This window comes from Roseibium porphyridii, assembly GCF_026191725.2.
Classification (GTDB): domain Bacteria; phylum Pseudomonadota; class Alphaproteobacteria; order Rhizobiales; family Stappiaceae; genus Roseibium; species Roseibium porphyridii.
Genome location: NZ_CP120863.1, coordinates 5,610,596 through 5,636,983, shown reverse-complemented (window position 1 = coordinate 5,636,983; position 26,388 = coordinate 5,610,596). Strand labels below are relative to the sequence as shown.

At 55.7% G+C, this 26,388-nt stretch carries 23 protein-coding genes; 15 read left to right on the top strand and 8 right to left on the bottom strand.

Going from position 1 to position 26,388, the window contains the following annotated elements; genetic code table 11:
- Positions 1-55: 55 nt before the first annotated feature.
- Together K1718_RS25995 and K1718_RS25990 are read right to left on the bottom strand one after the other, a co-directional pair.
- Positions 56-1,351, bottom strand: coding sequence for an OpgC family protein (locus K1718_RS25995; protein WP_265680310.1), 1,296 nt, complete (start codon positions 1,349-1,351; stop codon positions 56-58).
- 39 nt (positions 1,352-1,390) lie between these two features.
- Complete coding sequence (locus K1718_RS25990) at positions 1,391-2,776, bottom strand: tetratricopeptide repeat protein (RefSeq protein ID WP_152503833.1); 1,386 nt, start codon at positions 2,774-2,776, stop codon at positions 1,391-1,393.
- A gap of 253 nt (positions 2,777-3,029) precedes the next feature.
- Here K1718_RS25990 and K1718_RS25985 point away from each other — a divergent pair, with 253 nt between their 5' ends.
- Both K1718_RS25985 and K1718_RS25980 read left to right on the top strand, forming a co-directional pair.
- Positions 3,030-4,181, top strand: coding sequence for a YeeE/YedE family protein (locus K1718_RS25985; RefSeq protein WP_265680311.1), 1,152 nt, complete (start codon positions 3,030-3,032; stop codon positions 4,179-4,181).
- A gap of 106 nt (positions 4,182-4,287) precedes the next feature.
- Entirely contained in the window at positions 4,288-4,767 is a 480-nt protein-coding gene (locus K1718_RS25980; protein WP_152503831.1) for a DUF302 domain-containing protein, read from the top strand.
- 277 nt (positions 4,768-5,044) lie between these two features.
- Here the strand turns inward: K1718_RS25980 and K1718_RS25975 are convergent, their stop codons facing one another.
- Positions 5,045-5,809 (bottom strand): SDR family oxidoreductase, encoded by a 765-nt coding sequence (locus K1718_RS25975; protein ID WP_265680312.1) that lies wholly within the window; start codon positions 5,807-5,809, stop codon positions 5,045-5,047.
- A 222-nt stretch (positions 5,810-6,031) separates the two neighbouring features.
- Between K1718_RS25975 and K1718_RS25970 the strand changes: the two genes are divergently transcribed.
- From K1718_RS25970 to K1718_RS25945, 6 genes are all read left to right on the top strand, one after another.
- Complete coding sequence (locus K1718_RS25970) at positions 6,032-6,817, top strand: ion transporter (protein WP_265680313.1); 786 nt, start codon at positions 6,032-6,034, stop codon at positions 6,815-6,817.
- Positions 6,818-6,960: 143 nt separating this feature from the next.
- The gene (locus K1718_RS25965) at positions 6,961-7,812 is read left to right on the top strand and encodes a CE1 family esterase (RefSeq protein ID WP_265680314.1); all 852 of its coding nucleotides are present in this window, start codon (positions 6,961-6,963) and stop codon (positions 7,810-7,812) included.
- A gap of 120 nt (positions 7,813-7,932) precedes the next feature.
- On the top strand, positions 7,933-9,201 hold the full coding sequence (locus K1718_RS25960) for a CaiB/BaiF CoA transferase family protein (RefSeq protein ID WP_265680315.1): 1,269 nt from the start codon (positions 7,933-7,935) through the stop codon (positions 9,199-9,201).
- Between the two features lie 8 nt (positions 9,202-9,209).
- Entirely contained in the window at positions 9,210-10,826 is a 1,617-nt protein-coding gene (locus K1718_RS25955; RefSeq protein ID WP_265680316.1) for a thiamine pyrophosphate-binding protein, read from the top strand.
- A gap of 148 nt (positions 10,827-10,974) precedes the next feature.
- Positions 10,975-12,828 (top strand): dihydroxy-acid dehydratase domain-containing protein, encoded by a 1,854-nt coding sequence (locus tag K1718_RS25950; protein ID WP_265680317.1) that lies wholly within the window; start codon positions 10,975-10,977, stop codon positions 12,826-12,828.
- Between the two features lie 287 nt (positions 12,829-13,115).
- Entirely contained in the window at positions 13,116-13,397 is a 282-nt protein-coding gene (locus K1718_RS25945; protein WP_265680318.1) for a hypothetical protein, read from the top strand.
- Positions 13,398-13,429: 32 nt separating this feature from the next.
- Here K1718_RS25945 and K1718_RS25940 read toward each other — a convergent pair whose 3' ends face one another.
- Positions 13,430-13,936, bottom strand: a complete 507-nt coding sequence (locus K1718_RS25940; protein WP_265680319.1) for a GNAT family N-acetyltransferase — start codon at positions 13,934-13,936, stop codon at positions 13,430-13,432.
- 94 nt (positions 13,937-14,030) lie between these two features.
- Positions 14,031-16,304, bottom strand: coding sequence for a nitrate- and nitrite sensing domain-containing protein (locus K1718_RS25935; protein ID WP_265680320.1), 2,274 nt, complete (start codon positions 16,302-16,304; stop codon positions 14,031-14,033).
- 519 nt (positions 16,305-16,823) lie between these two features.
- On the opposite strand from K1718_RS25935, the gene K1718_RS25930 reads away from it, so the two are divergent.
- The 4 genes from K1718_RS25930 to K1718_RS25915 all read left to right on the top strand — a co-directional run bounded on the left by K1718_RS25930 (position 16,824) and on the right by K1718_RS25915 (position 21,069).
- The gene (locus K1718_RS25930) at positions 16,824-17,834 is read left to right on the top strand and encodes an ABC transporter substrate-binding protein (protein ID WP_265680321.1); all 1,011 of its coding nucleotides are present in this window, start codon (positions 16,824-16,826) and stop codon (positions 17,832-17,834) included.
- 42 nt (positions 17,835-17,876) lie between these two features.
- Positions 17,877-18,671 carry an ABC transporter ATP-binding protein gene (locus tag K1718_RS25925; protein ID WP_152503821.1) on the top strand — a complete coding sequence of 265 codons (795 nt, stop codon included), beginning with the start codon at positions 17,877-17,879 and terminating at the stop codon, positions 18,669-18,671.
- On the top strand, positions 18,668-19,435 hold the full coding sequence (locus K1718_RS25920) for an ABC transporter permease (protein ID WP_152503820.1): 768 nt from the start codon (positions 18,668-18,670) through the stop codon (positions 19,433-19,435). The genes K1718_RS25925 and K1718_RS25920 overlap by 4 nt, the downstream gene beginning before the upstream one ends.
- 239 nt (positions 19,436-19,674) lie before the next feature.
- Positions 19,675-21,069 (top strand): adenylate/guanylate cyclase domain-containing protein, encoded by a 1,395-nt coding sequence (locus K1718_RS25915; RefSeq protein ID WP_152503819.1) that lies wholly within the window; start codon positions 19,675-19,677, stop codon positions 21,067-21,069.
- Positions 21,070-21,124: 55 nt separating this feature from the next.
- Here the strand turns inward: K1718_RS25915 and K1718_RS25910 are convergent, their stop codons facing one another.
- The 3 genes from K1718_RS25910 to K1718_RS25900 form a co-directional block, all read right to left on the bottom strand.
- Positions 21,125-21,505, bottom strand: coding sequence for a VOC family protein (locus tag K1718_RS25910; RefSeq protein ID WP_152503818.1), 381 nt, complete (start codon positions 21,503-21,505; stop codon positions 21,125-21,127).
- Positions 21,506-21,576: 71 nt separating this feature from the next.
- Positions 21,577-22,320, bottom strand: coding sequence for a helix-turn-helix domain-containing protein (locus K1718_RS25905; RefSeq protein WP_265680322.1), 744 nt, complete (start codon positions 22,318-22,320; stop codon positions 21,577-21,579).
- 182 nt (positions 22,321-22,502) lie between these two features.
- Positions 22,503-23,312 (bottom strand): CE1 family esterase, encoded by an 810-nt coding sequence (locus K1718_RS25900; RefSeq protein WP_265680323.1) that lies wholly within the window; start codon positions 23,310-23,312, stop codon positions 22,503-22,505.
- Between the two features lie 233 nt (positions 23,313-23,545).
- On the opposite strand from K1718_RS25900, the gene panC reads away from it, so the two are divergent.
- The 3 genes from panC (at position 23,546) to K1718_RS25885 (ending at position 26,386) form a co-directional block, all read left to right on the top strand.
- Positions 23,546-24,394, top strand: coding sequence for a pantoate--beta-alanine ligase (panC, locus tag K1718_RS25895; protein ID WP_265680324.1), 849 nt, complete (start codon positions 23,546-23,548; stop codon positions 24,392-24,394).
- A gap of 44 nt (positions 24,395-24,438) precedes the next feature.
- Positions 24,439-25,248, top strand: a complete 810-nt coding sequence (gene panB, locus K1718_RS25890) for a 3-methyl-2-oxobutanoate hydroxymethyltransferase (RefSeq protein ID WP_265680325.1) — start codon at positions 24,439-24,441, stop codon at positions 25,246-25,248.
- A 73-nt stretch (positions 25,249-25,321) separates the two neighbouring features.
- On the top strand, positions 25,322-26,386 hold the full coding sequence (locus tag K1718_RS25885) for a bifunctional transcriptional activator/DNA repair enzyme AdaA (protein ID WP_265680326.1): 1,065 nt from the start codon (positions 25,322-25,324) through the stop codon (positions 26,384-26,386).
- Positions 26,387-26,388 lie beyond the last annotated feature (2 nt).

The window sequence follows — 26,388 nt, the reverse complement described above, 5'->3', positions numbered from 1 at the left end:
TGTTTTTGTTTATGGCATAGGCACCGTCCAGCTAACGCAGACGATGTTGTTATCTTTAGGTAAGCGCCTGTTCCTTGCCAGCGGGCCTTGTATTGGAAGCTTCATCGGCGTCTTCGCGGTTTGCCGGCTTGGGCATGTCGGGGGATCCACCCGATTGAACCGAGGGCGGTTTGCGCCAGGGTTGGCTCTTGTACCAGGAGACCACATAGGCCACGAGAATGAGCGCCAGAATGCCGAGCAGATTGCTCAGGATCTGAGGCAACCAATCACCACGCCCCCAGACCATGTCACGGAGCAAGGCAGCAGCCTGAGCAATCACGAGGCTTGCCATGAAAACGGCGAGTGATTGCTGACCAACCTTTTGGACGATCTTGACAAACCGGCCCCAGAGAACGCCATGTCCGAGCAGATGCTTGCCATGTTCACCGGCCGCGACCCAGGCCAGATAAGCCAGAGCAAGGAAGTGGAGATAGCGGAACAGGCCAAACTCGGTCTTGATCCAGAGCGGACGGATCATTTCGCGTACGTCCCGGGCCCAAACCACATTCCACTGATGTTCACTATGGATACGGAAATAGGCAAAAGGGATCGTGACGACGACAATTGCCGCGCAGAACAGGATCAAATTGCGGTTTACGGGCGGTGCCGGGATCCAGCCGCGCATGAAGGCAAAACCGGTGAAAAACAGCATTTGCCAGGCGAATGGGTTGAAAAACCATTTTCTGTGTTCGCCTTCGGAATTGACCCAGGGCTCTGCCGGAAGGTCTAGAAAGCCGAACTGAGAGGCGAGCCAGAGACCGATCGATACTGCAAAGGCGGCTGCAACGGACACGCGTGAGGCCAGCATGATCACAGGGATCAGTGCCAGGATCACGATATACATCGGCAGAATGTCGAAATAATTGGGCACCCAGGTCAATGTCATCAAACCGGGCAGGGCCACGACAGTTTTGTTGTAAAGATGCCAGAGGTTCAAGGACGCGACATAATCCTGGGTCAGGTCGCAGCATTCTTTGAGATAGCCACTTTCGTGGATCATCACGAGCCCGACCGCGATCACCAGAATCTGGCCGATATGCGCCCAATAGACCTGCCACATTCGATGCAGAATGCGGGCGGTTCCCATACCGATGCCATGCACATCGAAGATCTTGCCGAAGGCGATGGCGGATGCCATGCCCGAGCAGAAAACGAAGATTTCCGTGGCGTCCGAGAAGCCGAAACGCGCCGGGATCCAAAGAGTCCACCAGTTCCACGGCACATGGGCAACGTAAATGATGAACATTCCGATCCCGCGGAAAAAATCGAGCCGCGGGTCACGGGGGCGTTTCGTCTGGTGATGTGCGTTCACGTCAGGTCCAAAAATGTGGCTTGCAGAGGCGGGCGGTTATTACACCGATCCGGCTGCCCTCAGGCTGTCGTCTTCCATGACCCGCTCTGCGCGTTGCATCTTGTCGCAGACTTCAAGCCGCTGTTCGGCAAAACTGTCAAGGGCGCCGCGCTTGTGGGTGCGGCTTTTGATCAGATTTTCTGCTTCAGAGGAGAACCCGGCCCGCAAGGCAGCGTCAATGGTGATCCGTTCAAAGACATCGCGCTGGGCATGGGAACCGCCAATGATGTTCAGATTGTCCCTGGCTGAAGTCAGCAGTGAAAAGGCTGATGCATAGTTGCCTTTGCGGTATTGTTCCAGTCCGAGCCCCGTCGGCAAACCGGCCTCGGCGGAAACCCGGCCGATATCCGTTTCGCTTTGCGCCCGTTCCTTCAATCCGTTGAGCAGACGATCCGCACCCATCCGGCGGCCGCCGTTCAGGAGGCAGAGGAGATAGTGCAGGTCGGCAAAGACATTGCAGCCGTCTTCGGCCCGTTTGTCGGACAGAAGCGCCAGTTCATCCCAGCGAGGGCCGACATTGACGCCTTCCAGTTCCAGTCGGACGAGAAGCGACGCGGCATTTGAGATGTCGCGGTAGTCGTCGGTCTTATCCTTGCGGATATCGTTGTCGTAAAGCGCGAGCGCTTTGTCAGCTTCGCCCTGGCTGAGATACATCAGCGCCAGATGCCACCACACGTGATAGCCGAAATTGTTGCAATGTGCCCATCCGTTCGGATGGTTTTCCAGCCAGCCGGCGCCCTCTTCGGCACGTCCCGTCATATCGTGAACGTGGGCCACGGCGTGAAGACCCCAGGCGTCGTCCTTGGCAAACTCCAGACCTCTGCGGCCGGACGCTTCCGCCTGACGGTAGTCACCGGTCTCTTCAAGCGAAAAGGCGCGGCATCCGAGCAGGTATCCGTATGAGGGATGGTTTTCGTCATATGCGGAGAACACACGGTCAATCGATTGCCGCATCCCAACGGAATCGCCCAATACGAAGCGGATCGCATGGATGAGCTTCATCAGCAACGCATCTTGAGCATATTTGACGAGTTGGGCATCGAGGACGTCAGCTGCGCGGGTCGGAAACCCTTGAAGCCAGATGTCAAGCGCATCGAGGACGACCGTTTCGCGGTCGGTCAAAGGTGTGTTTTGAGCGGACGTGCGCGCCACCTTAAGGCATTCGCGCGCTGTTACGTAAAGCTCGCGCCGGCCGAGCAGTAGGCAGAAAAGACCGCGTGTGGCATGGCCGAGCGCAAAATCGGGCGCCAGGCTCAAACAGGTTTCAAGATGACCCGGCGTTGCCTTGCCATGAGCCAGGAAGGCATTCACAGTCGCATTCCAGGCCGCAACAGCGTCCTTGTCGGCAAGTGTTAAATCATACCCAAATTGATCACTAAGACGCATGTCAGGCCTTTATATCTCTTCGGGCTGGTCCAATGCCGCGTTGTTCCCGCGTCAAGACGTTCGGCATCTGCCAGCCAATACTTTGTCACCGCTAAAATCTGCAGGCTTCACTTGAACTGCAAAACACAAAAAGGTGTTGGCAATGTGTAGGCCACCAAAAGATACTTTCGTTGCGAAATTATGGCCAATCGTGACACCGTGACTTTTGCTCTTCGAGAAATACGGAATCAAAGTGAATCGGGATCACACGGACATGACGGCCAGTTTGCAAAAGTCTCAACTGATGGTGACAGGCATTGCGCTCGCTCTCTTGGCCCTCGTCGCGATCGGCGCTTACGGAGAAGCCGGTTCCCGGCAAGCTATAGCAACGCTTATCGGCGGTCTGGCCGGTTTGTCCCTTTATCATGCGAGCTTCGGCTTTACGGCCGCATGGCGCCGCATCGTGACTGAAAAGCGCGGCGGCGGCTTGCGGGCACAGTTTGTTCTGATCCTTCTGACCAGCGCAGTTTCTTTTCCGCTGATCGCCTGGGGCGGGTCACTCGGTTGGCCAACGGGCGGGTTTGTCTTTCCGTTCGGCGTTGCTGCTGCGTTGGGTGCATTCATGTTTGGTATCGGAATGCAGCTTGGCGGTGGATGCGGCTCGGGCACCCTCTTCACGGCCGGTGGCGGCTCTACCCGGATGATGATTACGCTGGCAGCCTTTGTTCTGGGCTCAGTAGCTGCAACGGCGCATCTGCATCTCTGGGGAAGGCTGCCCAAATTTCCGGCGGTCTCCTTCGTTCGCGAATTTGGGCCTCATGGAGCTTTTTTGGCGACTGCGGCAGTACTTGGAGCGCTGGCCTTGTTGACGCTTCGGATCGAGAGAAGCGCTCACGGCGAGATCGCGCCTGCAAGGCGGACCGAGAGTTTTCTAAAAGGTCCCTGGTCGCCCATGTTGGGGGCGCTCATGCTTGCTGTTGTTGGCATAGCAACCTTTGTCGTGGTCGGTCGGCCGTGGGGCATAACCTCCGCGTTTGCCCTTTGGGGGGCCAAGGCCTTTCATGCCCTCGGCTTGCCGGTCGAAACCTGGCCCTATTGGACCTGGCAGCGGGGTGCACTTGAAAACTCCGTTCTGCGGGATACCACTTCCGTCATGGATTTTGGCGTCATTCTGGGGGCCATGGCGGCAGCGGCGCTTGCTGGCCGGTTCGCACCGATCTGGCATCTCAGCCGGCGTGATGTGCTGACTGCACTCGCCGGAGGCCTGCTCATGGGTTACGGCGCACGCTTGGCATACGGCTGCAACATCGGCGCCTATCTGGGCGGACTGGTGTCTGGTTCACTGCACGGTTGGCTCTGGCTCATCTTCGGTTTTCTGGGAAGTCTTGCCGGTACCAGGTTGAGGCTAAGGCTCGGCATGGGCTGAAGAAATCCCGGCACACCGTATTGTGAGTGCGTTGTGAGGGAGGTGGACACTAGGGTGCGGATCCAGGGGAACCTGAATTGACTATGCGAGTGCGGGAACAAGCAATATGCGTCTATTGGTAAGTGTCTTTTTCTGGCTGGTTGTCACCGCTGGCGTCTCTCAGGCCGACAGCCTTTCGGACCGGCAAGGCTGGAAAGTCATCCCGACTGAGCAAAGTTATTCCGACCTGGTTGAAAGCGTCAAAGCGGCGGTGAAAGCCGAAAAGATGCTTCTTGTCACGCAGGCCAGCGCCTCGTCCGGAGCCAAAGGCCGTGGTTTGAAAATCCCCGGCAATCGCATCATGGGCGTTTACCGAAACGATTATGCCATCCGTATGCTGGAAGCCTCGGTTGCCGCAGGCATTGAAGCGCCTATCCGGTTCTATGTCACCGAGAACAGTGATGGCACCGGTACATTGTCCTGGAAAACGCCTGGATTTGTTTTTGCCCCTTATATGGAAGAAGGCGGGGAAGCGCTCGCCGAGCTCGCAGCTGAGCTTGATGGTGTCTTCCAGACAATTGCGGACAATGCTGTTGCCTCTCGGTAACAGACTTGTCTGATCAACGTCTCGAAAGCAGGGGAAACATGATTTTCGCCTTGTCTCGTTGAGATTTCGGCCTCACATTTATTGCGTCTGCAACAACTGAAAGGAGGTGTGCCCATGTCTAGTGAGTATCCGATCGTGGCCCGAAAGTCTGGGCGGAATGGAACGATGCTGGAGCAGCCTCCGGTTTTGAACGGTTTCGCTGGGATCTGATCCGGTCTTTCGGACACGTCGATCTCATGGGAGGGCCGCATTGCGGCCCTCTTTTGATTCCGAATGCCTATTTTATGAGACCGACGGCCTTGCGAACGTCCTCGTCACGTAAGGAACAGTCGACGCCCCGGTAGGCATCGCCGGCATTCGTGCACAGCCAGCAAATCGCTTCACCGACCCACTCTGAGGGTATGTGGACGGCCGGGTCGAGCTGACTGACCGGATTAATGCCCGATGCCTTGATATCCACCTGCATTTGTGTCGCAACGGTGCCCGGGCTGAGGCCGACCACACGCAGTCCCTTGTCTCCGAACTCCTTGTCGGCGCACCGTGTGAGCGACAGTGCGGCTGCCTTGGAAGAACAATACTGGCTCCAGCCTTCAAGGGCGCCAACGGCCGCTCCAGAGCTGATATTGACAATTGTTCCGGCGCCTTTTTCAAGCATGTGCGGAGCGACGGCGCGAATGCCGTGATAAACGCCTTTGACATTGATATCGATGACCTTCCCCCAGGCTTCGGGATCGGATGCCTCAATCCGTGAGATAGGTTCAATGACGCCGGCATTGTTAACGAGAATGTTGATATCGCCAAAGGTGTCCAGCACGAACTGTACTGCTTTTTCCACGTCCCCATAGTCGGCAACATCACATGTTACAGCCGCAGCATCTCCGCCATTCTTGCGAATGTCGTCAGCGATCTGCTCGATATCTGCGCTGCTGCGTGCCGCCAGAACCACTTTGGCACCATATTTGGCAAGGCTTCGGGCTGCCGCTGCGCCGATGCCTCGGCTGGCTCCTGTCACCAAGGCAACTTGTCCTGACAAATCAAACATATAACGTCCAGTCCTATCGTCTGTTCGGCTTTTTGCCGTTTCTTACTCTGGCGACCTTAGTGCCCCGCGGCTGTGGAATAAACAGCTGCATCGCAGCATCATCATGCAGATTGTGCACGAATGCGTGTTAGGTCTTTTGACCAGTGATCTGCTCGCGGCGCGTGTTAGCCGGGCGGTTGCTGTCGGACTGCGGTCAAACTGAACCGGGAAAAGGCAAAACCAATGGCCGCGGAAACATCATCACTGAAAACAATTCTCCGGCAGCTCTATTTCGGGCACAGCACGAAAGCCAGGATCTTTCGCTACGCGCTACTTGCCTTCGATCTGATCACGATCGGCTATTTCGTGGTGTCCTCAGTTCTCGACCCGGCGCGGCTTCATCACGAGTTGGACTATGTGATCGCAGCCGTGCTGTTGCTTGACTATGTTGCCAGGATGATTGCAGCAGCCAATCCGGGTCGCTATGTCGTCAGCTTTACATCTTTGGCCGATGTTGTCGTGATTGCATCTTTGATTGCGCCGGCCTTCCTGGAAAACTTTGCCTTCCTGCGTGTCGTGCGCATGTTGCGCCTGATGCGGTCCTATCATCTCCTGAAAGAGTTGCGCGATGCGTCCAGCTGGTTCAGGCGCAACGAGGAAATCCTCCAGTCGGGCGTGAACCTGATCGTCTTCATTTTCGTGGTCACCGCAATCGTGTTCGTGGTGGAAGATGACCGCAATCCAAACATCAACAATTATCTCGATGCGCTCTATTTCACTGTGGCGACCCTGACGACGACGGGATTTGGCGACATCACGATGACGGACAGTGTCGGCAGGCTCATGACCGTCCTGATCATGATCTTCGGTGTGGCCTTGTTTCTGCGTTTGGTTCAAACGATCTTCCGGCCCTCCAAAGTCCGGATATCGTGCCCCGATTGCGGCTTGAACCGGCATGATACGGATGCCGTTCATTGCAAGCATTGCGGCCGAATACTCAAAATTCCCACCGACGGTTCCTGGGAATAGATCCGTACTTCGCATGGTGGCTCTCTCCGACTTGTGAACGGCTCCGGCTGGACAAATTCCAGCCTCGCTCCAATGTTTGCGGGCGGGATGCCATTTCCTTTACGGCAGTCCACGAACCAGACGCGAATGGTGAGGAGCCGGAAGTGTTGTCTAATAAACGGTCTTTCGTTAGCTGTGCTGCAATCTTGAGCGGCGTTATCCTGACAGGTGGAAACAACGCAATCGCCGGCACCGGGTGCGGCGAAGAAGTCCCCTGTGAAATTGAAAACGGACAGTATTACATTCACCTTCCGGAGGCGCATGAAGACGGAGAGGCTCTCGGTGCGATCTTCTATCTGCACGGCCATCGTGGAAAGGCCGTCAATGCGATCCGCAACAAAGGCTTCCAGCGCATGGCCGATGAGCTCGGCGTCGCCTTTGTCGCGGTCCAGGGCGTAGATGGGACCTGGTCCTTCCCCACCGCACCACGAAACCTGCGCGATGAGGCTGTTTTCTTCGACAGTGTACTGAGCGACCTTTCCGACAAATTCGGTGTCGACACGAACCGGACACTGCTGTCCGGGTTTTCATCGGGCGGCTTCATGACCTGGTATTTGGCCTGTCAGGACTCGGGAAAATTTGCCGGTTATGCGCCGATTGCCGGAGCTTTCTGGGAACCTTTGCCGAAAGACTGTCCGACAGAACCGCCCTATCTATTTCATGTCCATGGTACCAGCGATACCGTCGTGCCGCTTGCCGGCAGGTGGCTTGGCGGCGGTCAATGGAAGCAGGGCGATGTATTTGAAAGCTTTGATGTCTGGCGCCGGCAAAACGGCCTGGCGGATGCCGCGCCGCAAAAATTTACCGACGGCAAATTGACCTGCGAACGCTGGCAACCCAGCGAGGGCCTTTTGGAGCTTTGTTTGCATGATGGCGGCCACAGCGTTGAAGCAAAATGGATCAAGCGTGCGTGGACTGAGCTTGGCACCATGATGGGATGGACCGAAAAGGGGTGAGCGTTCACCGCGAACTGACAGGAATTTGAGCCGCAGTGTGCACGTCAGCGCAACGGTGCAGTTGACGCGGCTGCGCCCCTGTGGCCTTTTCCGACGAAATTCAGCACGTTTAGGTGAAGTGTGTCCCCATCCAGCCCCGCTCCCGGCGCTCTGTCCGGTCTTGTTGTCCTAGATCTGTCGCGAATACTGGCTGGTCCGACCTGTACCCAGATCCTTGGTGATCTTGGTGCGGAGGTGATCAAAATCGAGCGCCCGGGTCGCGGTGACGATACCCGCGGCTGGGGACCACCTTTCCTGAAGGACAAGGATGGAAATGAGACCGCCGAGAGCGCCTACTACCTGTCCTCGAACCGCAACAAGGCGTCTGTTGCGATTGATCTTTCCAGCCAGGAAGGCCAGAGCCTGATTGCCGATCTTGCTGCCAAGGCCGATATCCTTGTTGAGAATTTCAAGGTGGGGGATCTGAAGCGGCGTGGTCTAGACTACGCAACTTTGAAAGCGCGCAATCCACGCCTCATTTATTGTTCGATCTCCGGCTTCGGTCAGACCGGGCCCTATGCCCATCGTGCTGGTTACGATTTCCTGATCCAGGGCATGGGCGGGATCATGTCGCTCACCGGATTTGCTGACGAAGATGGCGGTACGGAAACCAAGTGTGGCGTCGGCATCGCCGACGTCATGTGTGGAATGTACGCAACAGTCTCGATCCTGGCTGCCCTCAACCACCGCCATTCAACGGATGAAGGCCAGCATATCGACATTTCCTTGCTCGACGCGCAGGTCTCCTGGCTGATCAATCAGGGCGTTGGGTATCTGGTGTCCGGGAATGTGCCCGGTCGGCTTGGCAATGGGCATCCGACCATCGTTCCCTATGAGACCTTTCCAGCCGCAGACCAGTCATTCATCATCGCGGTCGGCAACGACACCCAGTTTCAAAAGTTCTGCACGGTTGCAGGTGCGCCCGAGCTTGGTGCCGATCCTCAATTTGCCAAGAACGCGGATCGGGTCCGAAATCGCAAGGAGCTGATCCCCTTGATCCGGCGTCTTACCATTGAAAAGACGGCAGACGAGTGGATCAAGCTGCTCGAAGAGGCGGGTGTTCCGTGTGGCCCGGTCAATGATTTGGGACAGGTCTTCGATGATCCGCAAATCCAGCAGCGCAACATGCGCATTACACTGCCGCATCCACTCAGCGGAGACGTTGACCTGATTGGATCTCCGATCAACCTTGAAAAGACGCCGGTTGGTTACAGAAACGCGCCGCCGTTGCTTGGTGCAGACACACAAGACGTGCTCGCTCGTCACCTGGGACTGACCGCAGAGCAGCTTTCGGATCTGGAAGCAATAGGTATTTTGGATCTTGGGGCGGATGCTCCGAACAAAGGGTAAGCATTTCAATGACCACTGGTGCAGATATTATCGCAGGCAAACTTCACGCAGCTGGCTGCCGTCATGCTTTTGGCATTCCAGGCGGTGAAGTTCTTGCGTTGATGCAGGCGCTCGATCAGGCGGGGCTGAATTTCGTTCTGGTCAAACATGAAAATGCCGGTGGCTTCATGGCTGAAGGCGGATGGCATGCTGACGGCGCGCCGGGCGTGCTTCTGGCAACCATTGGTCCGGGCGCAGCAAATGCGATCAATGTGGTTGCCAACGCATGGCAAGACCGCGTGCCACTGATTTTCCTGACCGGCTGCGTCGATCAGGCCGATGCGGAAAGCTACACACACCAGGTTTTCGATCACCAGCAATTGTTGCGGCCAATCGTGAAGGCAAGCTTCTCAGCTCGCCTTGGTGCGCTGGACGTGATGATGGAAAAAGCTCTGGCAATTGCGCTCGATGGTCAGCCGGGGCCTGTGCACATAGATGTTCCGATCAAGGTCGCCGAAGCGGAAACGGAAGAGGGATGGAGCGAGCGCTTTTCTTCCGCACCTGTAGCCAGTGCACCATTTAAGGGACCTGACCTTGAAACGGCGCTAGTGTTGTTTGCCAAGGCAGAACGTCCGATCGCCATTGCCGGTGTTGATGCCGTGAACGAAGGTGCTTCGGTCGAGATCTCCAAGTTCTGCCAAACGTTCAATATTCCCCTTGTGACCAGCTACAAGGGCAAGGGTCTTTTGGACGAAAACAGCGATCTTGCACTTGGAGGCGCCGGTCTGTCACCAAAGGCTGATGGCCACCTGTTGCCGCTGATCAATCAGAGCGATTGCATTCTTCTCTTGGGCTATGACCCGATCGAGATGCGCATCAACTGGCGCAATCCCTGGGAGGAAACGGCGAATGTCATCGACGTGACGTCGGTGTTGCGCACACATGGCATGCACGCCGTTTCCGCAACACTGCGCAGCGCTGTCGCTCCGGCTCTTGAACTTTTGGCGGGCGCCAGAAGCACGGAACAGCCTTCCTGGGCTGCCGGCCAACCGGCAAAGGTGCGCAAGGATCTTGAAGAGGCATTTCAACCGGAGCCGTCCGTCTGGGGCCCCGGCAGGGTTTTCCATACGCTGCGCGACGTCATGCCGGCAAACACGGTCGCAACGGCTGACAGTGGCGCGCATCGGATTCTGGTCAGTCAAATATGGCGCTGCCCGATGCCGAGGCAGATGCTCCAGTCATCGGCTCTTTGCACCATGGGCTGTGCGGTTCCACTCGCGATGGGCCACCGTCTTGTCGATGATCGGGCACCGGTCATCGCCTTTGTCGGAGATGCAGGTCTTGAAATGTGTCTGGGCGAGCTTTCAACGCTGCGCGATCTGAATATCCCCGTGATCATCTGTGTGCTGGTCGATACCAGTCTTGCGTTGATCGAGCTGAAACAGCGCGGCAGTCAAAGGCCGAATGTGGGTGTGGATTTTGGAGAGACGGATTTCCCGGCTGTGGCCGGCGCATATGGTGGGCACGGTGTGTGGATCGAGAGCGAAAACGATCTGAGGTCTGAAACCGAAGAAGCGCTGAAGCGCGACGGGTTTACCTTGCTGGCCTGTCGAATTCCCCGCCGAGCCTACGATGGGCTGTTCTAGGAAAAACTGAGAAACCAAGCCGATTTTTTGTACTTGGCTGATTTTGGACGGGCAATGCTCCTGATCCGAACAGCTTGAGGCTATTCAGGTGCCGAAAAACGGGATAACAGGTGCACACGTAATCGTGCTCGACGTGAGGGAGAATGAAATGAAGGGTTCGAAAATCGTCTTGATTGATCGCCACCCTGGCCGGTCCGCTCAGACTATTGGTGTTGCCAGAGAACTGGGGACCGATCCTGAACTTATTCACGAACCCTCAGTCGGTGTTGTCGGCACGAAAGGAGACAGCCAGTGTTACCTCGGCGTTGCCTCCAAAGTCGACGCCATTCATGAGCACCTCAAATCCCGGATTGGCAACGGTCCGGACCAGCTGAAATACAGACTGGTTCAGCCTGAGTTCACCATCGCGACCTCTGACGGCATCCGGAACGGAACGCGTGAGATGCGCTATTCGCTTCTGGGCCGGGAAGTCACCAACGATTCCTTGTGTGAGCATCTGGAGGCGACAGGCCTTGCCGGGACCATCGCCGTGGTCGCCTGCGACAAGCCGCCAGTCGGTACCCTTGCAGCCGTCCTGGAACACAATGAACCGGCAATCATTATGTCGGACGGCACCATCCGGCCGGGCCGGGACCCCGAAACCGGAGAAGCTCTGGATATTGTCAGCGCTTATCAGGTTGCAGGTCATCCGGATCCGGCGGTCCGCCATCGCATTGCCTGCAATGCCTGCCCGGGCATTGGCAGTTGCGGCGGCATGTTTACCTATAACACCATGCAAACCTTCATCGGTGTTGTCGGACTGCAACCTCTTCATATGGTTGCGCCTGCTTCCGACGACCCAAGGCGCCTTGAAGAATTTCCGGCTGAGCTCGTTTCGCATCTCGCCGCCATGATGACATCCGGGCTGAAGCCGCGCGATATCGTCAAGCGGGATTCGATCCGCAACGCCGTGATCGTGGCGATGGCCATCGGTGGGTCCACAAATGTGGTTCTGCACGTACCCGAAATCGCACGTGCCGCCGGTTATGAACACTTCTGGCGTGATGTCATGACACCGGAAGAATTCAATCACCTGTCGAAAAACGTTGTGCCGGTCCTTACCAATGCCCGCCCATATGGCGCGTATTCCATGATTGACATCGACCGCGTGGGAGGCGTCCAGGTTATTGTCAAGGAACTGCTGGATGCAGGTCTTCTGAACGGCGACATGATGACATGCACCGGACGCACACTTGCCGAACAGGTTGCCGACCTGAACACCCCTGCGCCAGATGGTGATGTCATTCATGGGGTGGCAGAACCTTTCAAGCCGACAGGCGGGCTCAGAATGCTCGGTGGCAATCTGTCACCGGATTTCTCGGCTATTTTGAAACTTGCGGGCGTCGAAGGTGGTCTGGAAGACAATCTCTTCAAGGGCCGTGCTCGTGTGTTTGAAGGTGAAGCCGATCTCATCAAAGCGCTTGATGAAGCGCCAGACAGCTTCCAGGACAAGGACATGATTATCGTCCGCTACTCCGGGCCGAGCGGTGCTCCTGGGATGCCGGAAATGCTGGATCCGACCTCCCGTATCACGACACTTTGCCGCGAACGCGACATTGTTGTCGCCCTGATGACGGATGCGCGCTTTTCAGGAGGTTCTGTTGGCCTCGTGATCGGTCATGTCGGACCTGAGGCGGCCCTGGGCGGCCCGATTGCATTTGTCGAAGATGGCGATGCCATTATCGTTGATCTGAACAGCAACACATTGAACTGCTCGGCTCTCGAGGACCCTGAGGTTCTCGCCACTCGCAAAGCGGCGTGGGACAAGGTCGTCGCCGATAATGGCGGTCAGCATCCCAATTGTGGTGTTGCCGATACAAGACTGTTGCACAGGGCGCGTCACACCGCCGTTCCTGCTGTTCGCGGTGGCGGCATGCATCCGAACCGTGAAGTCTGGGTGCGTGAGCCAAGGCAGGCGGAAAAATCGGGCTTCGAGCCAAGCAACCGTCACCGGGGTACCTGATCCCGGCCGGATTGCTCATTCCAAGTGAACCAGGCGCCGGCAAGTGCTCTTTAGAGTGGTTGCCGGTCAGAGATTTCTGCGTCTTACCTGCCTGCTACCGGGTCAGGCTTGTCCGGGTCAGTAACAACCGTTCTGCGCTTCGATGTCTTCTTGATGCAGCGTGTCTGTAGCAAGAAATCGGATTTGCAAACTTCGTAATCCTCGTCACAGACCGGGAATCCCGCACCTTCTATTCTGACTTCACGTTGGGGCACCTGCTCCATGGTTGAAGAGAAGGAAAGATGGAAATGCCCCGCGTATCAAACACATTTATTACATCTTACAAAGTAAGCGACCTGAATGCAGACGACAGGACATCCGCAACCAATTCTGATGAAGACAGATTTGATTTCAGCGGTGTGTCACCGGACGAAGATGCAGAAGGCGGGGAGTGGATCCCGATCGAAACCATGCACCCCCCTATTTGGAAGCCTGGCCAGGCGGGTGGTCATTCCAGTTCCGGCGAGCCCCAATCCTTTGTAACCGATGAGGACATTCCGAACAGTTTCGATGACTTCGGATTTTTTTAAGAACCGGTCGCCGCGCTGGTCGATCTCAAAGGTCAGAAGGCTGTTTTTTGAAAGACACGTGTGATCGAACCGTCGCTCTCCAGCTGGTCTCCAGTGGCACTGAAACCGCTTTTCTCGAGCACATGGATTGATGCGAAGTTTTCCGCAGCAACGGTTGCGATAATGGAAGGCAAGGCGAAGCGGTCAAAGCCATGGCTGCAAGCGGCAGACACGAATTCTGTTGCATAGCCTTGCCGCCAATGGTCCACATCAAGGGCGTATTTGATTTCAGGAGTTTTCTGATTGCCGGGATGCACCAGACCTCCAAAGCCGATCGTTGCGCTGGTGTCTTTTGCCGTCAGAGCCCACATTCCATACCCGCGCTTTTCATAGTTGGTCTGGGTAACCGACAACCATGCCCTGGCCTCGTCCGCGGAGAGTGGCGATCCGTCATCAATGTATCTGCAGACTTTCGGGTTGCCGTAGACAGAAAGCAAGGTGTCAAAGTCGTCGCGCCGCCATTTCCGGACCTTTAGTCGCGAAGTCTCAAAAACAATCATGAAGAGGCACTTCTATTGGAAAGGCGTCAAATCGCTTTTACGGTGTGGGTCAATGCGTGTCTTGTGAAAACGTCCGACCTTTATTTGTGATGATCTAGATCTTGGCAATCCGCTGGTCGACATGATCGATCAGCTCCTCCTTGACCCTATCAAAATCGACGGTTGGCTGATCTGGAACTTCCTTGGCCAAATTGGCTATGGTGACCTGGTTCCGTCCAGCCGCCTTTGACTTGTATAGGGCATCGTCGGCCGTCTGCATAAGATCCTGCGGCAGTGATCCGTGCTCAGGATAGGCTGACAGTCCGACGGAGATGGTAATCTTCGGCAGTGACTTTTCGCCATAACGCACGGTGATCTTTTCGATCAGTTGACGGATTTCCTCGGCGCGGTTTTCGGCTGCCTCCAACGTCGTGTCGGACAGCAGCAGCATGAACTCCTCACCGCCAATACGACACGGCAATTCTTCAACACCACATGCCTGTTCCAGCGTCGACCCGACAGCGCGCAGAACCATGTCGCCTGCGTCATGCCCGTGATTGTCGTTGAACCGCTTGAAGTGATCGACGTCTATCGATGCCAGCACAAAGGGCGCTTTCGTGCGCTTTGACGTCTCGACATTTCGCCTCAGAACTTCAATGAAATGCCGCCGGTTAAAGAGGCCGGTCAGTGGATCCCGAATGGATTGCTGGTGCAATTGATCACGCATCTTGCTGTTGGCAATGGCAAGGCTGATTTGTTCTGCGGCAAGCTGGGCGAGGCGGTAGCTTTCGAAAAAAGTATCCGTCGAAATGTCCGGCAAAGGTTTCAGATGCATCATGCCAACGGTTTCGCCATGCGCCAGGATCGGGATGCAATAGTAAGGGCCGTCGTCATGAGGCTGCGTGTGTTCACAGGCGAACTTGATATCATCGGTCTTGAACGAGTAGCCGCGTCCACGACGCAGCGACCAGCAGTCGTCGGGACGAATGTGCTCATGCAGCTCTCCGCCATTCCATGCGCAGGTCCCGTCCAGAACGTCGCGCGAATTGGAAAAGACGTAGACGCTGCCGCTGCTCTCCGGAAGCAGCTTCGCCATGAATGTTTCAATCATCGCGTAAAGTTCGTCGGTTGATGTGCTCGACTGAAGCCATTCATTGAGATCGGAAAGCAGCTTCATTTCTTGTGTTTGTGCCCGCTCCCGGGCATTGCGTTCCAATTCGATCTTCCGTGTGTCCTCCAACCGGTGACGCAGGTCGTTCAAGGTACGTGCAAGCTCGCCGATCCCATCCCGACGCTGCGCTTCTTTTAGATCGGGAATAGCTCCGTCACTTGCCCAGCTGGCCATCGATGAGTTGATACGCGCGATTGGTGGTTGGATTTCCCGATAAACCAGCAGCGAAACGAGAGCGGCACCAGCCACGAGTGCAACAAGAAACGCCGTCAATGTAAGGAATGAAGTCCAGGCCTTTTGACAAGCTTCCAATGCCCAGTCATGCAGCGATCGGGACAACCGGTCTTCGATGGATTTGAGCGCGTCGATGCGGGCAGTCGTTGCGTCCCACCAGTCCTTCCCGGATACGAGCGCCGAACTGGTGCCGTAGGGACTCTGCTGCGCGATTTCCCGATACTCCTGGACGCGTGTTTCCAATGGTCCGTGCTGCAGCTTGCTCAAGAGGACGAGAGCTTCGGTCGGCGCATTCTGGCGGAACTGAGAAAACATGTAGTCCTGTTGCGCGACGAGGCTCAAAAAGCGCTGGTAGGTCTCGGGTTCAAAGTTCCCTGATCCAAAGCCGACAGCACCCATGGCGCGTTCAAGACCCGCATGTTCCTTGGCATGCTGAAGTGCGATATAGGCCGAGATCTGGTGCAGAACTTCCGCATTGTCGACCGAGAGCTTCATTTTTTCTATTGCTTCGAGAAGCTGAGCGACGATGCCCGTATAGTAGTTTGCAATGTCCGGCACTGTAATCTGAAGAGCATCGACTTCCTGTCGAATCTTCGTCAGGTTCTGAAGGTCAGCGAGCGCCCCGTTGTAAGGGTCTGTGAAGTTGGAGGCGGCAAGTTTACCGGAGGGCGCTCCAACTGTCGCCTGGAGCCTTTTCAGGTCGGCATCTGTTTCGGATCTTTCATCTTTGATCGACTGCTTGAACGCCAATCCTCGAGAGCCGACTAATCCAGCAGACGTTCCCCTTTCGCGCTGAATATCGTGAACCAGATCTGACAATATTGGTGCCACATTGAGAACTTCTCCGATGGCTTCTGCCCTTTGCCAGGCTTGATATTCAACGTGGATCTTCTGTGCGCTTATGGCGATCAGGGCCAAGACCGGTACCCAGCACACAAGGGCGAGCTTGAATGCAATCGATCGATTGGCAAGAAATGATGACATAAGGCGCCTCTTCACGATGAATGCCTCTGATTGTGGGCGACAGATCTACAATTTGGGTAAAGCGCGGCCGATTAATGTCAGCTGATTGCCCAAATGAGGCGTCTGGTATGGCAAGAGGTGAATTTCCAGACACACTCATGCTGGGGTCATCTGGATAGTGGATTGAGAAACAACAACTTTAAGAAGCGGCGGCTCCAGGTAGCATTTGGTTAAGTAAAACCGGAGAAAGCGCCTTTGATGGAGCCGAGGTTGGCAAATCTTCAGTCGGTGTGGCCGGCTCCTGGTTGGAGCACCCTTCCCAGGCGAGGTAAAGTGGGGCTGCAACTTATGGAATTTAAGCGTGTTTTGGCCCTCGAAGCACTTTCCGATCCGGCTCTCGGACCCATCTGCTATTTCTGAGGGTGTGCTCAAAAAATAAACGTGCCAAAAAGATTTGCAAATCGCGATTTCACTCTCTAACGTTTGGCGCAGTAGAGACCCAGCTTATCGCTGGCACAGTTGAAGTAACGGGAGACGTTCATGTTCTACAGCAAAATCGTCGCGGCTGCGGTCGTGGCATTCGGAGCAACGGCCGCGGTGGCCAGTGACAAGACCTCTGTCCCTTTTGCTCTGGACTGGAAATTTGAAGGACCGTCCGCGCCCTATTTTGCCGCCATTGACAATGGCCATTTTGATGAGAAGGGCTTGAGCGTTGAGGTCACCGCGGGGTCCGGGTCCCTGGATGCAATTCCGAAGGTCGCAACAGGTGCATTTCCGATCGGGTTTGCGGATATCAACAGTCTGATCAAATTCCTCGACCAGAATCCGGGTGCACCCGTCATTGCTGCGATGATGGTTTATGACAAACCCCCTTTTGCCGTCATTGGGCGTAAGTCACTGGGCGTTGAAGGTCCGGCAGACCTTGCGGGCAAGGTTCTCGGCGCACCGCCACCGGATGGTGCCTGGGCGCAGTTCCCGATTTTTGCTGCCGAAAACAACATCAACATGGATGACATCAAGGTTGAGCCGGTCGGGTTCCCGACCCGCGAACCGATGTTGGCTGAAGGAAACGTTTCGTCCATCACGGGCTTTTCGTTCAGCTCCTATTTGAACCTCGTTCGTTTGGGTGTGCCGGAAGAAGACATTTCGACCATTTTGATGGCAGACCACGGTCTCGATCTTTACGGCAACGCGGTCATCGTCAACACGGAATTCGCAGCCGCGAACCCTGAGGTGGTCAAAAACTTCCTTGAGGCTGTTGCCATGGGCTGGAAAGATGCAATCGCTGATCCCGAAGCTGTCATTCCTGCGCTGGTCAAGCGCAACCCGGCAGCCGATGCCGCGCTGGAACAGCGCCGCCTGCAGTTGGCGATCGATGCCAATGTCGTCACGGACTATACGAGCGCGAACGGTATGGGCGGTATCGACGCGGATCGCATGGCCAGTGCCATTGAGCAGATCGGTACTGTCTATGACTTCCAGAATGAGCCTGACGCGAGCCTCTATTTCACGGACGCCTACCTGCCTGAAGGCGGTTTTTCTTTGAAGTAAAAAAGGCAGGGGGCTTCATGCCCCCTGGCCATCAAGGATCTCATGACAGCATTGATTGAAATAAAGGGCGTGCGGCATGCCTATCCGACGGCTGCCGGGCCACTGCCAGTTCTGGACGGACTTGAACTGTCGGTCGAGGAAGGCGGTTTCTGCGCCGTTGTAGGTCCTTCCGGCTGCGGCAAGTCGACATTGACGCGCCTCATTGCCGGACTGATGCGTCCTGATGAAGGCGAAGTCTGGCTTCATGGCGAACGCGTGCGAGGGCCTCGCTCGACAGTCGGCATGGCATTTCAAAATCCGGTTCTACTGGAATGGCGCTCAATCTTGAAGAACGTCATGCTGCCCCTTGAAATCGTTCCGAACGGCTTGAAAGGCGAAGCCGCGAAAGACCGGGCGCGGCATTTGCTGTCATTGGTCGGACTGGAAGGATTTGAGGACAAACGTCCGTCGGAACTGTCGGGAGGCATGCGGCAGCGCGCGTCTCTGTGCCGGGCTCTGGTGCATCAGCCGGAAGTGCTCATTCTGGATGAACCTTTTGGCGCGCTTGATGCCTTCACCAGGGAAGATCTTTGGCAAACGATGCATGACCTGAAAGCCAAGGAACCGTTCACCGGAGTGCTGATCACCCATGACCTCAGAGAATCCATTTTTCTGGGGGATCAGGTTGTTGTGTTGTCCGGTCGGCCCGCACGCACGCAATATGTCATGACCATCGACCGGTCAGCGCCCGCAAATCTGGAAGAACTCTACACGGCAGAAGCAGCCGAGAGGCTTACAATCCTGCGGCATCAGATTGAAATTGCCCAAGGGCGCGTTCCCGAAGAGGTTGCATCATGAACGGACGCTTGCGCAATGTGATCGTACCGATGTTTGCGATGCTGGTTTTCCTGCTGCTGTGGGAAGCGCTTGTCTGGGTGAATGACTGGCCCAACTACAAGATGGCGTCGCCGAGTGATCTATGGCCTGCCTATGTGCGGTACTGGGAACTGTTCCTTGTCATGGGCTGGCAGACGCTTTGGCGCACAATCGTGGGGCTTTTGCTGGCAGTTCTCGTCGGTATCGCATTTGGAATGGTGATGGGGTTCTCACGCACCATGAGGGATGCTCTCTATCCGCTGCTGGTCGGCTTCAACGCAATCCCGAAGGCAACGGTTGTTCCCATCGTCGCGCTTATGTTTGTCGGCGCCCACGACTTCAATACGGTTCTGATCGCCTTCATGATCTCCTTTTTCCCGATTGCCGTTTCTGTGTCGATCGGGTTGTCCACCCTGGAGCCTGAATATCGCGACATCCTGAGATCTCTCGGAGCATCGCAAACAACGATTTTCTGGAAAATCGCATTGCCGAAAACGCTCCCTGAGTTTTTCGGAGCTTTGAAGGTGTCGGTGACACTGGCTTTCATCGGGACCAATCTGATGGAGATCGTCAGCCCTCATGGAAGGGGACTGGGTGCGCTGTTCGACAGTGGGAAAACCAACTCGGACTATCCGCTCATGTTCGCGGTTCTAATTGCTTTGGCCCTGCTTGGCATCGTTCTCTATTACATCGTAGTCGGTCTGGAGAAAATTTTCGCAGGTTGGGCTGAGCGCACGCCAAGCTGAGCGGCTTGGCGCAAGTCTGCGCAATTTGCCGCCTCCCACGTGAACTTGGAGGCAGATCACTCACGCTGGCCGAGGGTGTGCGGGTCTGGCATGCGCTTCCGAAGCCGCAGCTTGCGATTATGTGCAACGCGGTTTCAATTCACTGACCGGCTTTTTCGGAACAGGGCATAGGAATTCCTTTCCTTCATTACCAATTGTGAGGATAGCTACTGGAACGATTGAGATGACACGGAGTGAGTATGTCGGCTCTCAGAATGCCCTCACCGTTCAGGTTTATCGCGCGTCTTCGTCAATTGCGCGACGATGAAAGGCAGCAGGCCAGTTCAAACCAGTTCCTGGCACAGGCTCTTGAAAACGAAAAAATGGAGGGGCACCGCCTCGCTGTGATTGCCAGAACGGTGGCGATGTCCATAGTCGCGCTCCTTCTGCCCTTCCTCAATCCGAGCCTGAGCGTGCTTTATTATGAAGCATGGGTCGCGGTGTTTATCGCTCTCGGCTGGCTGCAGCTGCGGCTGGCGCGCGTCGGTTATTCGCGCACGGAACTTGGCCTCATCTTCCTGGATGTTAGCCTGCTGACACTTCTCTTCATCACACCCAATCCCTTTTTCAGTGAGGACGTGCCGACCGCGTTCATCTACAGGTTTGACAATTTCATCTACTTTTTCATTTTCCTGGCGGCTGCCACACTGGCCTATTCCTGGCGGACGGTTTGGGCGATTGGCACCTGGGTGGGTGTGCTCTGGTTGGCCGGTTTCATCTATGTTGCGGTTTTCGGACAGAAAATTCCCGAGCTAAGCGAAGCGACTGCAATCGCTTTTGAAGGCCATTCGATTGTCGGAAGCGAACTGGATCCCAATAGCGTCCGCCCTTCAGTACGCATTCAGGAAATTGTCGTTTTCCTGATCGTTGCGGCCATGTTGGCGCTCAAGGGCTGGCGATCGAACCAGCTCCTGATGCGACAGGCCAATCTCGCGGCGGAGCGTGCGAACCTGTCGCGTTACTTTCCCTCCAGTCTGGTCGATGTTCTGGCCTCGACGGATCGCGATATCGGGGCTGTTCGAACACAGGAAGTGGCAGTGCTGTTCACGGACATTGTCGGCTTCACCCAGTTTGCCGAGCATCATTCACCTGAGGAAGTCATGGACCTCCTGCGCCATTATCATGCCTTCGTGGAACGCTCCATTTTTCAAAATGGAGGTACGCTTGATAAATACCTGGGTGACGGCGTCATGGCGACTTTCGGAACGCCGGAAACCAAATCCGGCGACGCCGCCAATGCGTTGAAAGCAGCGTTGCAGCTCATTGACGAAACCGAGGCCTTCAACAAGGACCTGCAATCCAGAGGCATTGAACCCATCAAGGTCTCTGTAGGTGTTCATTTCGGCCCGGTGATCCTGGGTGACATAGGACCGTCGAGACGGCTGGAATTTGCGGTTGTCGGCGACACAGTGAATGTGGCCAGCAGGCTGGAAGCGTCCACACGCGAACTTGGGTGCAAGTGCGTCGTCAGTGAAGAACTGATGCGCCGTGCGGGTCTTGACGAGAACGCGTCCAATCCGGACTTCAAGTTCTCGGCCAAAAATCAGATAAAGCTGAGAGGCCGGGAAACGTCGATAAACGTCTGGACCGTGTGAATTCTTTCCATGGCCGGTTTGCGGGGTCCTCGGGTATGCACCCCGCAAGCCAAAGTCATTTCATGGAACTGATGCCAAAGAAGTTGCCTTCGGTATCCTGACACAGGCTGACCCAGCCATAGTCTCCAATGGAGAATTTGGGTCTTATGATCTTGCCACCGGCAGCGCTGACGCGGCTCTCCTCGACAGCACAGTCTTCAGCTGAAAAGTAGACAACGGTACCACCAGGGCCCGGGGATGCGTTTTCAGATTTCGACAAGGCTCCACCGGCACCGTAGGCGCTCATGTCGGCTGGGAAACTCATCATCTGATTTTCGCCAGTCGGGTCGCCTATCGGCTCCAGCGTCTGGTCGAATACCCTCTCATAAAATGCAACTGCGCGATCCATATCCTCGACATAAATATCAAACCATCCAACGGCGTTCATCTTCGACATTTTCAACTCCATCCGGTCGTGTTGAACATGCCGGTTACCTAGCAAGCCGCTATTTGCCTGTATTGTAGATTTCAGACATCGAACTTGCGGGAATATCGGGCCGGCGTGTATCCGGTCGCCTTTCGAAAAGAATGAATGAAGTGAGATTGATCCGCATAAGACAGCGATGGCTCACCTTTCAATGACTGCTGCAATCGAAGCACTTTCAGAAAATCATGAGGCGCGAAACCCAATGTCTTTTTTAAGACGCGTTGAAGCTGCCGTGGCGACATTTGCGCAACCGAAGCCATATCGGCAACAGAGTGTATCTGTTCAAGCTGACGAAAGATCTTCTCGGTCACCGGGTTTGCAACAACGTGCTCGCTGACCAGAAGCCTCTCGACAAATTCGGTGAGCAATACGCGTTTTCCGGCAAAGTCACTCTGTTTGACAAGTTGATGGTTGAGTTCGGCCAGTTGAAGGTCGCCCGAATAAGGCTCCGCAATCATTCCGTAGGAACTCTTTTCCCTTGCGGATTGCCAGACACCCGGCAAAAAACGGATATTGACGTAGTGAAACTGTTTTCCAAGATTGAGTTCTTCGGAGGTCGCTTGCAGTCGCGTCACGCCGGAAATGGAACCATCAAGCTGGTCAAAGACAGCGTAGGTGCATGCATCGGGCAGGGCGTGAAAGCTGTAGTCCTCTTCAAGGCTCTCATTTGTTTTGAGCTCGAGGAAGCGATGCACAACATCTTGCAGGTGTTCCGGGGGTTCCACCTCGGTAAACGTCACGGATTGTACGGCCCTTGCTTTGCCGTTTCCTCTGGGCTCGTACATGATGGCGCGTTTCTCACGACTGGGGGAGTGCGATGTGTCTCATCATTTTAGCGAGCCAGCGTTCAATGAGAAAGACCAGTAACTGTCCTTCTTCGGATGTCACCAGCGCTGAAAGGCGCATCCAGACGTGTGCCGTTTGACATCTCATTAGCGCAGTTCAATTTGATGCAATTGTTTCGGCGTCATGAACCTTCGGGAAGGTTTTCAAGCCAATCTAAACCCTGCGCAACCCATTCGGCGGGAATCGAATGACCGCGTTGGTGAAGGCAAAGTTCAAGAACCCGTCCGCTGTCGCTTTTGTCCCAGCGTGAGCAAGTGAGCCGTTGATCGCCGCTCGCCACTTCGCGTGCTTCGCCCGCAACCCCGTTTGTTTGAGATAGAATGTCAAAGCCTTCGGTGATCGGCATGGAGTTGTAAATCCCGATTTCGTCAAAGGCGACCACCCCATCTGAGAGGCCGTGAATATGACGCAAATTGACCGGACCGGCCGGGCATGTCTCCGGATTCGATCGCCAAAAGCCACCGGCAATGGGCGCATAGGCACGGAAAAGATCGCCGCTGTAGCAGGCAATGTTCCAGACCATTGATGCTCCGCGTGAAAAACCGGAGGCCAAAGTCTGCCTTTCATCGATCGGCCAGCGTTTGCGAACGTCGTCGACAACAGCGCGAATATAGGCAGCTTCATCGCGTCCACTTTCAGCCCGACCCTCACCGATCTGACGCCAATATCCGGTTTCGGCAAACGGAGCCACAAACAGTGCATTGCGCAGGGTCGCACCATTGACCATGGCCTTGTTTCGAAAAGTTGCCTCGGGTGAGCTGTTCCAGCCATGAAAATAGACCACCAGACGAAGCGGCGTCTCGTTGTCCCAGTCTTCTGGAACCGCTGCCAGATAGTAACCGCCAGGAACTTCGCACGGCGTTTCAGACCCGCACGCATGCGCAGCCTGTGGCAACAGCAACAAGAGGAATGAAAACAGGAAAATACGCATCTATAAGCCTTGGTCACAACACGTGACGATCTTTCGCGCATGACATGAAGGCTGCAAGGCACATGTCCGTGAGCCGTTGAATTTATGTGGCTTCAGACACCGAATTTGTGGCAGGCAAACCTCATTTGGCTTGCTTCCTTTGGCCACTGGACCTTCCGAAACTGTCCCCCTATGTTGCACCTGCGAAAAGAAAGGTGCCGCGGAGAGCAGCCGTGGTCCAGGGAGGGTGCATAATGATCATCTGCCGGTCAAAGGCGGACATGCGGGCGACTGTGCGAGATTGGAAACGAAGCGGCCAGAGCGTCTCGCTGGTGCCGACGATGGGATATTTGCACGAAGGACACTTGAGCCTTGTGCGGATGGCGCTGAAAAGATCCGACAGGGTTGTTACCAGCATCTTTGTCAATCCCACGCAGTTTGGCCCGAGCGAGGATCTGGACACTTATCCGCGCAACGAAGAACGCGATCTGGCGTTGCTGACTTCCGAAAATGTGGATGCTGTTTTTGTACCGGATGTCAACGAAATGTACGGCGCTGGAGGAGACACATTTGTCGAGGTGCCCGGACTTTCGGGTATTTTGCAAGGCGCGTTGCGGCCGGGACATTTTCGCGGTGTTTCGACGGTCGTTAGCAAACTCTTCAACATCGTCGCTCCCGATATCGCGGTGTTTGGTGAAAAGGACTATCAGCAACTCACCCTGATCCGACAGATGGTCCGGGATCTCGACATGCCAATTGATGTTGTCGGCCACCCGACGGTGCGCGAACCGGACGGACTGGCAATGTCTTCGCGCAATGTTCGTTTGAACGCGCGGCATCGTCAGGAAGCCCTTGCCCTTTCGAATTCCCTTGATCTGGCTGAAGGGCTTGCAAAGTCGGCTCCCGACATTGCCGTTCTTGAAAAAACGATCCGGCAAGAGCTTTCAAAGGCACCGTCAGCGGAAATCAGGAGTGTCGACATCCGGGATGCTGAAACGCTTGCAGAACTGGAAGGACGCGTAGATCGGCCTGCAGTTGTGTTGCTGGCTGTTCGGTTCGACACGGTGTTGCTGATCGACCAGCGCGTGGTTGCTCCCGACTGAGAAAGCGTCCCCAAAAAGATCAAGCTCCTTCGAAAGGAAATCGTATGAGCGCGCAAAAACCCGTTCGCCGGATCACGGCTCCTCAGATAGCCAAGCGCAAAGGTGGCGAGCCCATCGTCTCTTTGACCTCTTATCATGCGCACACTGCCGCGATCGTCGACAAATACGCGGATTTCATTCTCGTCGGCGACAGTCTCGGCATGGTGATGCACGGCATGGAATCGACTGTCGGCGTGTCGCTCGACCTGATGATTATGCATGGAAAGGCCGTGGTGCGCGGCACCAGGCAGGCTCTCGTTGTGGTGGACATGCCCTTCGGCACTTACGAAGAAAGCCCGTCTGAGGCTTTCCGGAATGCTGCACGTGTCATGAAAGAGACCCAATGCGGAGCGGTGAAGCTGGAGGGCGGAGTTAGAATGGCAGAAACCATCCGCTTCCTTACGGAACGCGGCATTCCGGTCATGGCACATATCGGCCTGACCCCGCAGTCTGTTCATGTCATGGGCGGGTTCAAGACACAGGGGCGCGAGCAGGATGACTGGGAACAGCATTTTGAGGACGCAAGGGCGGTCACCGAAGCCGGTGCATTCGCGTTGGTGCTGGAAGGAATGGTGGAGCCGCTGGCTGCACAGATAACAAAAGACATTCCCATCCCGACCATTGGGATTGGCGCTTCCGCAACGTGCGACGGTCAGATCCTGGTTTTGGAAGACATGCTCGGCCTCAATCCGGCACCACCAAAATTCGTCAAGGTCTATGGCAATCTGGGGGGGCAGATCGAGGCAGCGGTCAAAGCGTATTCGGATGACGTCAAGGAACGCAGTTTCCCGGGTGAAAAGCAGGTCTACAGGTAGGGACAGTTCCAAGAAATCAATAAACGCCCGATTTCCGGCTGCATCTGCCGGATAGTCGGATTAGTCTCCCTGCATGTTGAAGTTCAATCCAGCTTTTGACACGCTTTATGAAGCACTTCTGGCACGAGATCCGTCTTACGATGGGCGCTTCTTCGTTGGTGTGTCGTCCACCGGAATTTTCTGCCGTCTGACGTGCCCCGCGCGGAAGCCGAAACGAGAAAACTGCACCTTTTATGAGACGGTCGCACAATGCTTTGACGCCGGTTTTCGGCCGTGTAAACGCTGCAAGCCAACAACACCAGAAGCGAGTGCGGACCCGGCTGTCAAACCGCTTGTCGAGGCCCTCGAAAAGCGACCTGCCTATCGTTGGGGTGAGCCGGATCTGATCGAACTGGGATTTGACCCATCCACCGTAAGACGGGCGTTCAAGCGGCATTTCGGCATGACATTTCTGGAGATGGCGCGACAGCGGCGCTTACAGGAAGGGTTTTCGACACTCGCTGGTGGAGGCAAAGTGATCGAGGCGCAGATCACAGCGGGATTTGGCTCGCCAAGCGCTTTTCGTGAGGCCTTTGCGAAAATTCTCGGACAGGCACCGGGTGCTTTTTCCAAAGACGCATTGCTCGCTGCCGACTGGGTGTCCTCGCCGCTCGGTCCATTGGTCGCCGTTGCTGACAAGTCGCAGCTGCACCTTCTGGAATTTCTCGATCGCAAGGCTCTGCCGGCCGAATTCAGAAAGCTTCAAAGCTATGCAAAGGGTCAAATCGGATTTGGCAGGACCGCGGTCACGGATCAGATCCAAGAGGAATTAAACCGGTTCTTTGAAGGACACAGCGGCGTCTTTGAAACCAGGCTTGCGCTGCATGGCTCCGCATTCACTCGGGATGTGTGGCGTGAGCTGCTGAAGATCCCCGCAGGCGAAACGCGAAGTTATTCAGAACTTGCCAGTGCCATCGGCAGGCCGGATGCCGTGAGGGCGGTTGCCAGGGCAAACGGCGCAAACCAGCTCGCACTCGTTGTCCCCTGCCACAGGGTGCTCGGATCAGATGGATCGTTGACGGGCTATGGTGGCGGGCTCTGGCGCAAGCAGCGATTGATCGAACTGGAGCAAAGCTACCGCCAAAGCCCGGGAGCCTGAGA